Consider the following 12,068-nt stretch of genomic DNA (forward strand, 5'->3'; position numbering starts at 1 on the left):
GCAGAACTTAGTATGACTTTCACTCATTGACCGAAGAACTAAAACACCAAGGTCATCACACCAAATGCCACGACGCCACATAAAATAGGCAAGCCCATAGAGTGAGTACGCGTCCACACGCCATAGGTAACCAGTACTCCAACGCCTGTCGCTAACCAAGCCAAAATGTCAGGGTGAGCCGGCACTAAAGAAGTACCAAACATGGCAGCAATCATCGTTGGGCCTAAAATGGTTAACCACGTCGGCATGGATCCGATGCCATCCTCTGTTTGTCTTTTCGCCAAGCTTCGCTTCATCCAAATGTACGGTAAAAGACGAATTAAATACGTGCCAATAGCAATGCTGACCAGCGCCAGCCACATAGACATACCCATGCTTACTGCCCTCCCAAAATACGTTGGTTTTTAAGTGCGTAAAACAGCACTGCACCGCTCATAGCCGCTAATGGAATAGCGAGATTCGGGTAACCTAGCACCTTCAGAATAACAGCGGTCACAGCAGACATCGCAATCGTGAGTGACCACAAGCGATTATTGCAACGAGGCACAATTAAAACGAAAAACAAAGCGGGCAATGCAAACGGCAAAACATCATTGATTAATGGCCAGCGTTGCGTCAATTCTCCCCCTGCAATCGCCCCCAATGCAGTACCTAAAACCCAACTTAGCCAAGCCAACACCGCTGCGCCTGCGTACCAACCTATGCGCGCCTGATCTGGAAGCTGAGGCAGACGGGCATGAGCCAGCGCAAAAATTTGATCTGTCAAACCATGCATTAATGGCAACCACTTCTTGTCTTGATTTAAAAAGGGAGACAGATTTGGACCATAAACAACATGCCTTGCATTGATCAACAAAGTCATGATGACCACCAGCCAAAGCGGAGCGCCAGATGCTGCCATAGCAACAAACAAAAACTGTGATGCGCCAGCGTAAATAAAGGCAGAGATAAGAATCGTCTCTAACACACTAAAGCCCGATTGAATGGAAATCAGACCAAAAGAAATAGCCACCGGAATGTAACCGCCAAGCAGCGGAATCGCATCTTTTACCCCTTGTTTCCAAGGTGTTCCGGCAAGAGTTTGAGTTGTTGTATTCATGATAAAAGATCCTGTTTAGTGTCGTCCTGTTTAACATCAGCCTGTTTAGCATAGGTAATGACCATCATTAAGGTCGCCCATGAATCGTCTGTTTGATAACGATGCGGCACATCGGCGGCAAACGTATGCGTTTTACCAATGTCTAAATAGCGCAAGTTATCATTTTCACCCGCCAGCAATTTCCCACTGATTAAGGTGATGGCTTCTGTCGTGCCAGCAATATGCGGCTCAGATTGCTTAATGGTATTGGGCGCACAAGACATCCAATACACATCCACCCTCGGGTTGTCGTTGCCTTGGTCAATCAGCCTAACCTGCACACCGTTTTCTCCCAACGGTGATTCCACACTGGCAACCAAATCCCCAAACGGGACATCCAACTGCACCGCCAACCGCCAAATCGTTTCTAAAGTCGGATTACCGTCACCCTGCTCAATGCGAGATAAGTTCGACTTAGCCAGCCCCGCATCCTGCGCCAACTGAGACAAAGACAAGCTCTTTGCCATACGCAACTTTTGTATATTTCGGCCCAACGAGCCGAGAATCGGTCTATTCATCATATCTCTCAAATTTGTTCTATATAAAGAACGTTCTATATAAAGAACAAATAAAAGTCAATGAAGTTATAGAAAATGCAGGCGATTTTGGGAGGGTGACAGGCTCAACGAACCACACTTTGGCAGACTCATCTGACCCTAAATTACGCGCTCCTTCTCAATAAAAACCATAAAAATCAAGAATTACAATAAAAAACGAACGAGAAACCTTTAGTAACCATTTCCAAACAGTTTTCATATTTCTTATTTTATTATCTACAAGTACATTTACTGTAATTAATTTTTATTGAGTGATTTTTAAGAAGATAAAATATGAGTAATAGCTTATCAACTATAATGATTGTTGACGATTCACCTTCTGATCTTTCGCTAACAAGTGCAATACTAGAAAGTAATTTCGCTATTATTAAAGCAAAATCAGGATCTCAAGCTATAAATCACTTCATCCATTCTGAGAATATTCCAAAAGTGGTTCTTATGGATGCTTCCATGCCTGAAATGGATGGCTATACCACTTGTAAAGAAATTAAGAAACTCGATCAAGCCAATAATACAGAGATTATCTTTTTAAGTGGTCACAGTTCAATCGCAGAAAAGCTACAGGGCTATGATGCAGGTGCCAGCGGCTATTTGACTAAACCTTTTCAACCACTTGAATTAATCGAAAAAATAAAACTTGCAGTCGCTCGATTTGATCAAAAAGAAAATTTTGAAATGCAATCAAAATACGCAATGGAAACGGCTATGTCTGCCATCATGGATGCAGGGGAGCAAGCTACTGTAATACATTTTATGCGCCAGTGTTTAATTTGCCCTTCAGTTGAGGAGCTAGTGACTTTGGTTAGTAGTTCTGTTTCCAGTTTTGGCCTAACCAATACAGTTGAATTACGTACACCTTGGAAAAAAATACACTCTTCATCCAATGGTTCTACATCCCCATTAGAAATCGAACTGCTAACAGCCTTACAAAATATTGGAAAAATTACCCAGAGAGGTAAACGACTTATTTTAAATTTTGGCGACATTTCTCAATTTATAAAAAATATGCCAGAAGAAAATCCCGATAAATGTGGACGACTAAGAGATCACCTTGCTCTCATACTAGAAGCCGCTAATAGCCGCCTTCAATCTTTAATTCTTGCTGGAGACATTAAAGAACTTATCCTTGAAAGTAATGAACACATTCAAAAGCTTAGTGAAAGTCAATCCATACAAAAGCAGAAAAATGTAGCAATTATGGATGAGATGCATGATGAAATTCAAAGCGAGTTTTTTACATATGGCCTAACCGAAGAACAAGAAAAAATATTACTAGCGATTATCGGAAAGTATTCAGAAAAGATTTTTGAATCTTACGAAAAAAGCCTAAAAAATGACGCTGAGCTGTTGCTCATCACCTCAAAACTGAAAAAATCAGTCGATAGGCTTTTTTAATATAAATGTTTATTAAGGATTTTTTATGTCTAAAACTGTTCTAGTTGCTGATGATTCAGCGTCTGTCAGACAAATAGTGTCCATGGTATTGAAAAGTAGCGGCTACACAGTGATCGAAGCAGAAAATGGAAAACAAGCATTGGCTAAACTTGATGGCCAAAAAATACATTTGATTATTAGTGACGTCAATATGCCAGAAATGGATGGGCTAACTTTCATTGAAAATGCCAGAAAAATAGAGACTTATAAATTTACTCCCATTTTAATGCTGACAACTGAAACGGATCAAGAGCTAAAAGATAGAGGGAAAGCACAAGGTATTAAAGCATGGTTAGTAAAACCATTTCAGCCACCTGTATTTTTATCAGCCATTTCAAAGTTGACTTGATGGATCACTAATATGCCAAATGCTGAATTAGTACTTAAAAATGGTGTTCTACAACTGCCAAAAGACATGACAATTTTTAATACTAAAAATATTTATAATGCATTTAAACTGCTGCCATGTGATCCCGCACACGTCATCATTCTAGATTTAGACCCCATTGAAGAAATGGATGGCGCTGGTATTCAGCTTTTGTTGGCGTTTTCTCATCATTTGGCACTTCAAGGCATTGCCGTTGAAATACAAGGTGGTTCACCAGATACACTCAGGCTACTTGAGCATACCAACTTTTCTGCTGCACTAACGCACCTGGTGACATCATGATTGGTCCAGTCGATACGTTTAAAACAGAGGTATTAGAGCATCTAGCTTCTTTGGAAGCCGTGTTACTAGAACTCGAAATAACGCCTAAAAATCAAGAACTGATTAATACAGCTTTTCGCTCTATACACACTATTAAGGGTGCTGGCGGAATGTTTGGTTACCACCAACTAACCAGTTTTACACATCACCTTGAAACCGTATTAGATCAAATCAGAAAAGGTGAGCTGTCATTTAATTCTGATTTAATTGGAGTGTTTTTAGATGTAGGAGATTTCATTGCAGGCTTATTAGAAGATACTGATTTTTCCGAAGCGCAAATTACGGCTAGTCAAATTCATCTAGACAAATTATATGACAAAATCAACTCAAACGATCGCCCTAAAGTTTTAGATCAAAGCATTAATACACTTGAAAAAAATGATTCCCTTTCACAAAGCTGTTTTCAAATCTCTTTTAAACCTGATTTAAACTCATTTAAATCAGGTTTAGACATCGCACCAATTCTCCGCGAGTTACACAGTTTTGGCCCATGTTATGTTGAAACAGACATAAGCCGTTTAACGGAATTCGAGCAATTTGAGCCAGAAGAATGTGTACTAAGCTGGAAAGTTATCTTAATTACCCATGAACCTCTACCCTCTATTGAAGACACCTTCATGTTCGTTGCTGATGATTGGCAAATTTCGATTGAAGCTATATCTTCTGATGAATTACCCAATGAGCCTCAAAACACACTTTGTAGAAACCCCAGCGAAAATTCATATCGAGACAATCTCTTCAAATAAGCAAGATGGATGTCATAGCAATAATCTCGAGAATCAAAAATCCATACGCAATATCACTACATCAGAGATGAACGACCCAACAATCAGAGTCCCATCATCTCGCTTAGATAAGCTTATGAACCTGGTTGGGGAGCTGGTGATTGTACAAGCACGATTAAATCAAGTTGCCGCATCTGAATATAATGAAGACCTTTTATCGATCGCCGAAGAGCTGGATCAACTGACAACTCAGATGCGTGATCAGACATTTAGTATTCGCATGTTGCCAATCGGCACCACATTCGGAAAATTTCGCCGACTAGTCCGAGACTTGTCTAAAGAGCTTAATAAACAGATTGAACTCATCACCATAGGTGGTGAAACCGAACTAGACAAAATGGTGTTAGACAAGTTGTCCGACCCGTTAATTCATCTTATTCGCAATAGTATTGATCATGGAATTGAAAGCAGTGATGTACGTCTATCAGAAGGTAAACCTGCAACAGGTAGTATTACGTTAACTGCTCGACATGCAGATTCTCATGTTGTCATTACCATACAAGATGATGGTAAAGGTCTAGACACAAAACGAATTCACGAATTGGCTATTGAAAGGCATTTAATCACACATGATGCTGAACTGAGCACAGCAGAGGTTCACCAATTGATTTTTGAACCTGGTTTTTCAACAGCCAAAGCCATTTCTGATATTTCTGGTCGTGGGGTTGGAATGGACGTTGTTAAACGCTCCATACTGGAACTCGGCGGTACAATTTCCATTCACTCCAAAGAAGGAGAAGGAACAGAATTCTCCGTTCGGCTACCCATGACTCTTGCGATCATTGAAGGACTAATGGTGAAAGTTGGTGATGAATATTATGTACTCCCTCTTAGTAATGTTGAAGAGTGCATAGAAATGCCTGCCAATTTACGTGCACATGTTCGCACACGCCAAATCATTGAAGTACGAGGTGAGCAAATTCCCTTTTTAATTCTACGAGATTGGTTTGGCGTTAATGCACCAAAGCCTATGTATGAACAAATTGTGATAACCCACATTGGTGAGGAAAGATTTGGTTTTTGCGTTGATGAGGTGGTTGGTCAGTACCAAACCGTTATCAAACGATTAGGAAAGTTATACCAAGGGGCAGAAGGATTTAGTGGTGCCACCATATTAGGCGATGGAAGTGTCGCTATGATCCTTGACCCTGCTGCTTTGCTGGAAGCTGCTGGTCGGGACTATTCATCTAAACAAATTCATTTAAAGATTGCGAAATAAGAGGTTCAACATGAATCGAGTTTCATTAAAAACATTAATTGTCTCAGCGTTTATCTTACTACTTACATTAATGGGTATAACCAACTACCTTGGAATATTTTCACTCTCGGGGATAAATGAAAAGCTTAACAACATCGTCGATTTTTCCGCTCGAAAAGTAACTCTAGCAGAAGAAATGCGCCAAGACTTGCTTTACATTTCCCGTGCTGAGAAAAATATCATTTTGTCAAATACCGCGGAAGAAATGGACGTATTCGCTGCTGAAGCCCAAAAGAAACAAGCTGAGCTTCTGGGTTATTTTGAAGAGATTCGCTTTATTGCCAACGATGAAGGCAAACAGAAGCTGGATCAGTTTGAGTTATCTTGGCAAAAATATTTAGATATCAATGCAGAAATTCGTCGACTCGCGCGCTTAAACTCAAATGTGCGAGCAGAACAGTTAAGCAAACTTGATGCCCGCCATCAGTTCGATTTATTACAAACTGCAATTACTGATATGGCATCAGATATAGAAATGCGTACTAAGGTATACATAGCTAGTGATAAACGAGAGTCAGATCTTGAGCTTCAACGCGAGCTATTGCATATCAATATTATGTTACTGCAAATTCAGCGTGCCGAAAAAAACCTAATCATGTCGCTATCTGAAGATGAAATGAATGATTATGACACTGAAGCTAAACAACTGATAGAGAAGCTAAATATCTCTTTAAAGCGCATGGATTCTTTGATTCAAAGTGATGATTCGCAACAATTAACCGTACTACGTAATGCAGTCACCAGCTACTTGGCCTTGCATAATCAAGTTAAAGACATCAGCCGCGAAAATGGCAATGCTAAAGCATTTGCACTATCAACCACTACGGCTAGAGAACAGCTTGAACAAGCAGAGCAGTATCTTGCTGGTATTATCCAAATAAATACAAACAACATGAACCAAGACAAAGAGTTCAGCGATACGGCCTACGCAAACGCGCGTCTGGAATTGATGAGTGCTTTTGGAATATCAGTAATACTAGCAGTACTAATTGCGTGGGTAGTTATCCGCCGTGTTAACCTTGTAAGTCGTATTACCGACCTTATTGGCAAAGGCGATCTGACTTCAGAATTTGACCCGAAAGCTAGCGACTCGGACATTTATGGCGTGCTTCGCTCGATGAACACGAGTTTAAGCCAGATCGTAGGTGAGGTATCTGAAGCAGCCAGCAATGTCGCCGCAGGCAGTGGTCAGCTCAGTGCAACAGGACAACAGATTGCACAAGGTTCAACAGAACAAGCAGCATCATTGGAAGAAATTTCATCTTCAATGGAAGAAATGGCGTCCAATATTGCTCACAGCGCTGACAATGCACAACAGACAGAGCAAATTGCTCGCAAAGCTGCCGTCGATGCAGAAGCGACAGGTAAAGCCGTAAATGAAGCGGTTGAAGCCATGAAAGAAATCGCCGACAAAATCGGTATTATTGAAGAGATATCTCGTCAAACTAACCTACTAGCATTGAATGCGGCCATTGAAGCCGCTAGAGCAGGTGAACATGGAAAAGGCTTCACTGTCGTTGCTGCCGAAGTTCGCAAATTAGCAGAGCGCAGCCAAACAGCAGCGGGGGAAATAGTCGCTCTTGCAAAAGGCAGTTTAGAAGTATCTGAACAAGCAGGAACCATGTTGGCACAATTACTTCCCGACATCCGAAAAACATCAGACTTAGTGCAAGAAATTAGCGCTTCAGCACGAGAACAAGATGCGGGTGCAGTCGAAGTGAATAAAGCGTTACAACAATTAGATCAAGTTGTACAGCAATCCGCAGCCGCCGCTGAAGAAATGGCATCCACCTCTGAAGAATTATCTGCTCAAGCTGATCAGCTCACTGAAACAATGAAATTCTTCAAACTCAAACACGTTAGTGGCAAAGCACCTAAAGGTAAGCTTACAAATCATACGGGGGAAATCAGCGAAATCAACACGCATGTTATCGGCTCGAAAAGAGACACAGATTCAGCATGAGTCCTCCGGCATCGACTTAGACCTAGGCGATGACAACTCTGAATTTGTTCGGTACTAAGCCTAGAAAATTGGGGGGCACACTATGACAACAGAAAAAAACACCTCGATTTCGTCTAAGCATGCGGAAGCCGTTAATTATCGAAATGTCCAGTTACTGACGTTTTTATTAGATGGTGAAGTATATGGTGCGGACATTATTCAAGTACAAGAAGTACTTGAATATCGCAAGGTCACACCTGTGCCAAGGATGCCTGAATTCCTTTTAGGCGTTATCAACTTACGCGGACAAGTAGTAGCAGTTGTTGATCTTAGAAGACAGTTTGGCATGGACGTCATGGACATCACAGTCAATACATGCATTGTTATTGTTGATGTGCAATTAGAAGGTGAAAGCGTTGCGCTTGGGTTGCTTGCCGATGCAGTCAAAGAAGTCATAGAACTAGAAGGCAACAATATTTGTGCGCCACCAAGAATCGGTAGCCGCATTAATGCGCATTTTATTAGTGGGATGGGAAAACATAATGATGACTTCATTATTATTTTAGACCTTCCAAAAGTTCTTGCTGATGACGACTTAAATCAAGCAATTGAAACAATGTCCGATGCGGATTCAGACCATTCCTAATAAGAAAGGCTATAACAATATGTCAGACACTTATGCGCTTCCTTCATTAAAAGCTGATCCAATTAGTGAGGTAGAACATCGTCTTGTTTCAGAATTTGTAGAAAGTACTGCAGGCATTCAAATGCCTGCGTCTAAACGCACTTTGATTGAAACACGACTACGTAAGCGCCAAAGGATTCTGGGGTTTAGCAATTTAAGGGATTACATCCACTTTGCCTTAAAAGATTTCGAAGGAGCCTCAGAGCGTCAAAATTTATTGGATGCCCTAACAACCAATAAAACCGATTTTTATCGTGAAGATGCCCATTTTTTGTTTCTAAAAGCGTATTTGGATAAGCATCGTTATCACTCAAAAGACCCCCTTAAGATCTGGAGCGCAGGGTGTTCTAGTGGTGAAGAACCTTACACATTATCCATTGAGATGCTAGAAATTCAGCGTCAATACCCAAGTTTTGATTTCCGAATTACTGCCACAGATATATCTTCCAAGTGCTTAGATAAAGCACGCACTGCTATCTATCCACACGAGAAAGTAGAACCCATTGAGTTGGCGTTAAGGCAACGCTATCTGCTTCGAAGTAAAGACCCACGTAAAAACATTGTAAAAATCGCCCCTGAAGCTAGAGCCCCCGTTAAGTTTGATTACTTTAATTTAATCACTGGCGATTGGCATAATTGGCAAGCGCATTTCGACGTGATTTTTTGTCGTAACGTGATGATTTATTTCAATAACCTAGATCGAAGCCTTTTAACTGAGCGATTTTGCCATGCATTAAAACAGGGAGGCATTCTGATGATTGGCCATTCAGAATCTCTTATTGATAACACAGGCCTGTTCGAACGCTTACAACCTACGATATATCGTAAATTATAAGGCGACTGTTTATGAACAAATCAAAAATCAAAGTCTTAATTATTGATGACTCAGCCTTAGTTAGACAAGCTTTACAAACCATTCTGAACGATGACCCAGACATAGAGGTAGTGGCTACAGCGCAGGACCCATTTGTGGCCGCGGAAAAACTAAAAAAAGTCAAACCGGATGTCATCACTCTCGATGTAGAAATGCCGCGAATGGATGGTATTACCTTTTTAACCAAACTAATGAAGCAACACCCTATTCCAGTAGTAATATGCTCTTCTTTAGTCGCAGATGGTTCACTAACAACCACCAAAGCCCTAGAGGCTGGTGCGGTTGATATTATTTTAAAACCCACTTTAGGTACACAAAGATTTATTGAGGAATCGAAAGAGATGATAAGAGATGCTATCAAAGCAGCATCTCATGCTCGTGTTTCCAAATTGCAGCGCCCTAATACTCCCGAACAAAAACTAAGTGCAGACGCAGTATTATCGAAACGTCTACCAACACTAAAAGCAATGGAGGAAACAACGGAGAAAGTCATTGTCATTGGTGCTTCGACAGGAGGCACAGAAGCTATAAAAGAAGTGTTAATGGGCATGCCACTTGGTTGCCCTGGTATCGTTATTGTTCAGCATATGCCAGAAGGCTTTACTCGTTCGTTCGCACAACGTTTAGATGGACTGTGCCAAATTCATGTTAAAGAAGCCGAGAATGGCGATGCCGTCTTACGAGGACAAGCTCTAATAGCACCGGGCAATAAGCACACTCTTCTAAAACGCAGTGGGGCGCGTTACTACGTAGAAGTAAAAGAAGGACCACTTGTTTCAAGACACCGCCCTTCTGTAGACGTTTTATTCCGATCGGCAGCTAAATACGGTGGTAGCAATATTGTCTCTGCAATTTTAACTGGAATGGGAGATGACGGTGCAAATGGAATGCTGGAACTACACCAAGCAGGTGCTTGGACGTGTGCTCAAGACGAAAATAGCTGTGTTGTCTATGGCATGCCCAAAGAAGCCGTTTTACGAGGAGGAGGCTCAGCATGAATTACCTCTAGATAAAATCGCCGACAGTTTGTTAAAAGCATTTTAAGCATGGAAATTACAAAGCAGCGTATTATTTTACATGCTGGCGACTATTATTTTGGTAATGAACAAGCCCAAGTACATACCCTATTAGGCTCATGTATATCCATTGCTCTATGGCATCCAGAAAAACGTATTGGAGGCATGTGCCATTTTGCACTTCCCTACCGATTTGAACGTAATGACCAACGATTAAACCCTAGATTCGCAGATGATTGTATGACGTTGTTCGCACGCTCTGCGAAGCGAAACCACACACAATTACGAGACTATCAGGCGAAAATATTTGGAGGCGGCAATATGTATGAAAAACAATATCGTACTGATCAATCTGATCCCAACAGACGTCCTGTTGGGGAGAAAAATGTCGCTGCTGCATTTGAATTACTTAGCAAACATGAAGTTCCTATTTTGGTCGCCCATGTTGGTGAATTTGGTCATCGTAGAATTGTGTTTGATATTGAAACAGGAGATGTCTGGGTGAAATTCTCTCCCATTATAAAAATGGGCAATCAGGAATCACTAACAGGCGTTTCCTAACTAGCAACTTACTTCAATTTACGTATCAAAATACGATACATGAAGCTGTTGCTGTTTGAAAATGTATCAATCAAGGCGCGAAAAGTGTGGTGTAGTGTCCTACATAAATATAGAAGCTCTCAGGCGGTCATTAACTGTATGCTAGATTTATACTTGACTCCCTTAGCAAAGATGGGCAGCCCTCCCACATTTAATTTAAAAAGACCTTGTGGCCGTATGTTAATACGTTCTTTATGGGGAATGCTCGCCTAAATATTTTGGCTCTTCTGCAACAATTCTATTAAAACTTGTTGCACAAATTTGCGTTGTGTGGTGATGGCGTAAAAGTGTTCGTAAGCGTCGGGTAGGCGTTGATATTCTTCCAGCAATCCTTGTCGAATTTCGTCTTTCACAACGACGGGTGGTAGCACGGCTAAGGCGCCGCTGTCCCTCGCGAGAAGACGCAGCATCGCCATGTCATCGGCTTCAGCTTTGACATCAGGCTGATACTGCCATGTGGCACAAAGCAGGTTAAACGCCGTTCGGATTTCGGTGTTTTTCCCTGGTAGTATCCAATGAGCCGATTCATACCCTTGCGAAAACGGTGTGTGTATCTTACTTTCTTTCGGGCCAACAATAGCGAGCGGCTGACGGGAAACTTGTTGCACAATCCAAGGCGCGTCTTTTGTTTCGACACTAACAGGACGATTGGTCAGTACAAGGTCCAATTCATGATTGGTTAAACCATTTAATAGGTCGCTCATGCCACGAGCGGTCAATGAAAAGCTCACCTCAGGTTTGGCCAGCAGTGGGCTGACAAAGTGCTCAACGAAGTTTCTCGATAACGTTGGCAATACCCCAATGGACAAATGCTGAGTTTCAGCAAGGATGCCTTTGTTTAAGAAAGATACCTCAGGGTCAGATGAAAATAAAATCTTGTGTAATGTTTGAGATTCACATAGATTAGCTTAAGCCTCTTTAAAATATCCTTATTTTTTCAATATTTTTTACCACTTTATTGTCACTTCTTGTTAACTATTGTAAGTCTGCTTGATGGACATTTTATCGCTAGAGAGCATTCGCTCTGTATATTCCAAAACGGACACTCCGACGTGCTCAACAAAACTAAA

The 12,068-nt window shown here is 41.3% G+C and carries 14 protein-coding genes; 10 read left to right on the top strand and 4 right to left on the bottom strand.

Annotated elements, in window-relative coordinates; genetic code table 11:
* Window positions 1-38 precede the first annotated feature (38 nt).
* From AC0L6V_RS09570 to AC0L6V_RS09580, 3 genes are read right to left on the bottom strand one after another with little or no spacing between them, the layout of a single operon-like run.
* Entirely contained in the window at window positions 39-374 is a 336-nt protein-coding gene (locus AC0L6V_RS09570; RefSeq protein ID WP_265219002.1) for an AzlD domain-containing protein, read from the bottom strand.
* A gap of 2 nt (window positions 375-376) precedes the next feature.
* The gene (locus AC0L6V_RS09575) at window positions 377-1,099 is read right to left on the bottom strand and encodes an AzlC family ABC transporter permease (RefSeq protein WP_409419724.1); all 723 of its coding nucleotides are present in this window, start codon (window positions 1,097-1,099) and stop codon (window positions 377-379) included.
* On the bottom strand, window positions 1,096-1,656 hold the full coding sequence (locus AC0L6V_RS09580; protein ID WP_265219411.1) for a helix-turn-helix domain-containing protein: 561 nt from the start codon (window positions 1,654-1,656) through the stop codon (window positions 1,096-1,098). The genes AC0L6V_RS09575 and AC0L6V_RS09580 overlap by 4 nt, the downstream gene beginning before the upstream one ends.
* Window positions 1,657-1,968: 312 nt before the next feature.
* Between AC0L6V_RS09580 and AC0L6V_RS09585 the strand changes: the two genes are divergently transcribed.
* From AC0L6V_RS09585 to AC0L6V_RS09630, 10 genes are all read left to right on the top strand, one after another.
* Window positions 1,969-3,090, top strand: coding sequence for a response regulator (locus AC0L6V_RS09585; protein WP_265219001.1), 1,122 nt, complete (start codon window positions 1,969-1,971; stop codon window positions 3,088-3,090).
* A 25-nt stretch (window positions 3,091-3,115) separates the two neighbouring features.
* Window positions 3,116-3,478 carry a response regulator gene (locus tag AC0L6V_RS09590; RefSeq protein ID WP_265218999.1) on the top strand — a complete coding sequence of 121 codons (363 nt, stop codon included), beginning with the start codon at window positions 3,116-3,118 and terminating at the stop codon, window positions 3,476-3,478.
* 12 nt (window positions 3,479-3,490) lie between these two features.
* Window positions 3,491-3,799: an STAS domain-containing protein gene (locus AC0L6V_RS09595; RefSeq protein WP_265218998.1), complete on the top strand. Its 309-nt coding sequence runs from the start codon at window positions 3,491-3,493 to the stop codon at window positions 3,797-3,799.
* On the top strand, window positions 3,796-4,584 hold the full coding sequence (locus AC0L6V_RS09600) for an Hpt domain-containing protein (protein ID WP_418138969.1): 789 nt from the start codon (window positions 3,796-3,798) through the stop codon (window positions 4,582-4,584). The genes AC0L6V_RS09595 and AC0L6V_RS09600 overlap by 4 nt, the downstream gene beginning before the upstream one ends.
* Window positions 4,585-4,651: 67 nt before the next feature.
* Window positions 4,652-5,842: a chemotaxis protein CheA gene (locus AC0L6V_RS09605; RefSeq protein ID WP_418139084.1), complete on the top strand. Its 1,191-nt coding sequence runs from the start codon at window positions 4,652-4,654 to the stop codon at window positions 5,840-5,842.
* A gap of 10 nt (window positions 5,843-5,852) precedes the next feature.
* Complete coding sequence (locus tag AC0L6V_RS09610; RefSeq protein ID WP_265218992.1) at window positions 5,853-7,844, top strand: HAMP domain-containing methyl-accepting chemotaxis protein; 1,992 nt, start codon at window positions 5,853-5,855, stop codon at window positions 7,842-7,844.
* Window positions 7,845-7,926: 82 nt separating this feature from the next.
* Window positions 7,927-8,469 carry a chemotaxis protein CheW gene (locus tag AC0L6V_RS09615; protein ID WP_418138970.1) on the top strand — a complete coding sequence of 181 codons (543 nt, stop codon included), beginning with the start codon at window positions 7,927-7,929 and terminating at the stop codon, window positions 8,467-8,469.
* 19 nt (window positions 8,470-8,488) lie between these two features.
* Window positions 8,489-9,343: a CheR family methyltransferase gene (locus AC0L6V_RS09620; protein ID WP_265218990.1), complete on the top strand. Its 855-nt coding sequence runs from the start codon at window positions 8,489-8,491 to the stop codon at window positions 9,341-9,343.
* 11 nt (window positions 9,344-9,354) lie between these two features.
* Window positions 9,355-10,380: a protein-glutamate methylesterase/protein-glutamine glutaminase gene (locus AC0L6V_RS09625; protein WP_418138971.1), complete on the top strand. Its 1,026-nt coding sequence runs from the start codon at window positions 9,355-9,357 to the stop codon at window positions 10,378-10,380.
* Window positions 10,381-10,428: 48 nt separating this feature from the next.
* Window positions 10,429-10,959 carry a chemotaxis protein CheD gene (locus tag AC0L6V_RS09630; RefSeq protein ID WP_265218989.1) on the top strand — a complete coding sequence of 177 codons (531 nt, stop codon included), beginning with the start codon at window positions 10,429-10,431 and terminating at the stop codon, window positions 10,957-10,959.
* Between the two features lie 248 nt (window positions 10,960-11,207).
* On the opposite strand, the gene AC0L6V_RS09635 is transcribed toward AC0L6V_RS09630, so the two are convergent.
* Window positions 11,208-11,807, bottom strand: coding sequence for a substrate-binding domain-containing protein (locus tag AC0L6V_RS09635; RefSeq protein ID WP_265218988.1), 600 nt, complete (start codon window positions 11,805-11,807; stop codon window positions 11,208-11,210).
* Between the last annotated feature and the right edge of the window lie 261 nt (window positions 11,808-12,068).

It is taken from the genome of Marinomonas sp. G8-14 (assembly GCF_055808935.1).

What these genes read in the sequence shown, in the direction of transcription:
- AC0L6V_RS09570 (WP_265219002.1), bottom strand. Translation starts at nt 374, where the DNA reads ATGGGTATGTCTATGTGGCTGGCGCTGGTCAGCATTGCTATTGGCACG.
- AC0L6V_RS09575 (WP_409419724.1), bottom strand. Translation starts at nt 1,099, where the DNA reads ATGAATACAACAACTCAAACTCTTGCCGGAACACCTTGGAAACAAGGG.
- AC0L6V_RS09580 (WP_265219411.1), bottom strand. Translation starts at nt 1,656, where the DNA reads ATGAATAGACCGATTCTCGGCTCGTTGGGCCGAAATATACAAAAGTTG.
- AC0L6V_RS09585 (WP_265219001.1), top strand. Translation starts at nt 1,969, where the DNA reads ATGAGTAATAGCTTATCAACTATAATGATTGTTGACGATTCACCTTCT.
- AC0L6V_RS09590 (WP_265218999.1), top strand. Translation starts at nt 3,116, where the DNA reads ATGTCTAAAACTGTTCTAGTTGCTGATGATTCAGCGTCTGTCAGACAA.
- AC0L6V_RS09595 (WP_265218998.1), top strand. Translation starts at nt 3,491, where the DNA reads ATGCCAAATGCTGAATTAGTACTTAAAAATGGTGTTCTACAACTGCCA.
- AC0L6V_RS09600 (WP_418138969.1), top strand. Translation starts at nt 3,796, where the DNA reads ATGATTGGTCCAGTCGATACGTTTAAAACAGAGGTATTAGAGCATCTA.
- AC0L6V_RS09605 (WP_418139084.1), top strand. Translation starts at nt 4,652, where the DNA reads ATGAACGACCCAACAATCAGAGTCCCATCATCTCGCTTAGATAAGCTT.
- AC0L6V_RS09610 (WP_265218992.1), top strand. Translation starts at nt 5,853, where the DNA reads ATGAATCGAGTTTCATTAAAAACATTAATTGTCTCAGCGTTTATCTTA.
- AC0L6V_RS09615 (WP_418138970.1), top strand. Translation starts at nt 7,927, where the DNA reads ATGACAACAGAAAAAAACACCTCGATTTCGTCTAAGCATGCGGAAGCC.
- AC0L6V_RS09620 (WP_265218990.1), top strand. Translation starts at nt 8,489, where the DNA reads ATGTCAGACACTTATGCGCTTCCTTCATTAAAAGCTGATCCAATTAGT.
- AC0L6V_RS09625 (WP_418138971.1), top strand. Translation starts at nt 9,355, where the DNA reads ATGAACAAATCAAAAATCAAAGTCTTAATTATTGATGACTCAGCCTTA.
- AC0L6V_RS09630 (WP_265218989.1), top strand. Translation starts at nt 10,429, where the DNA reads ATGGAAATTACAAAGCAGCGTATTATTTTACATGCTGGCGACTATTAT.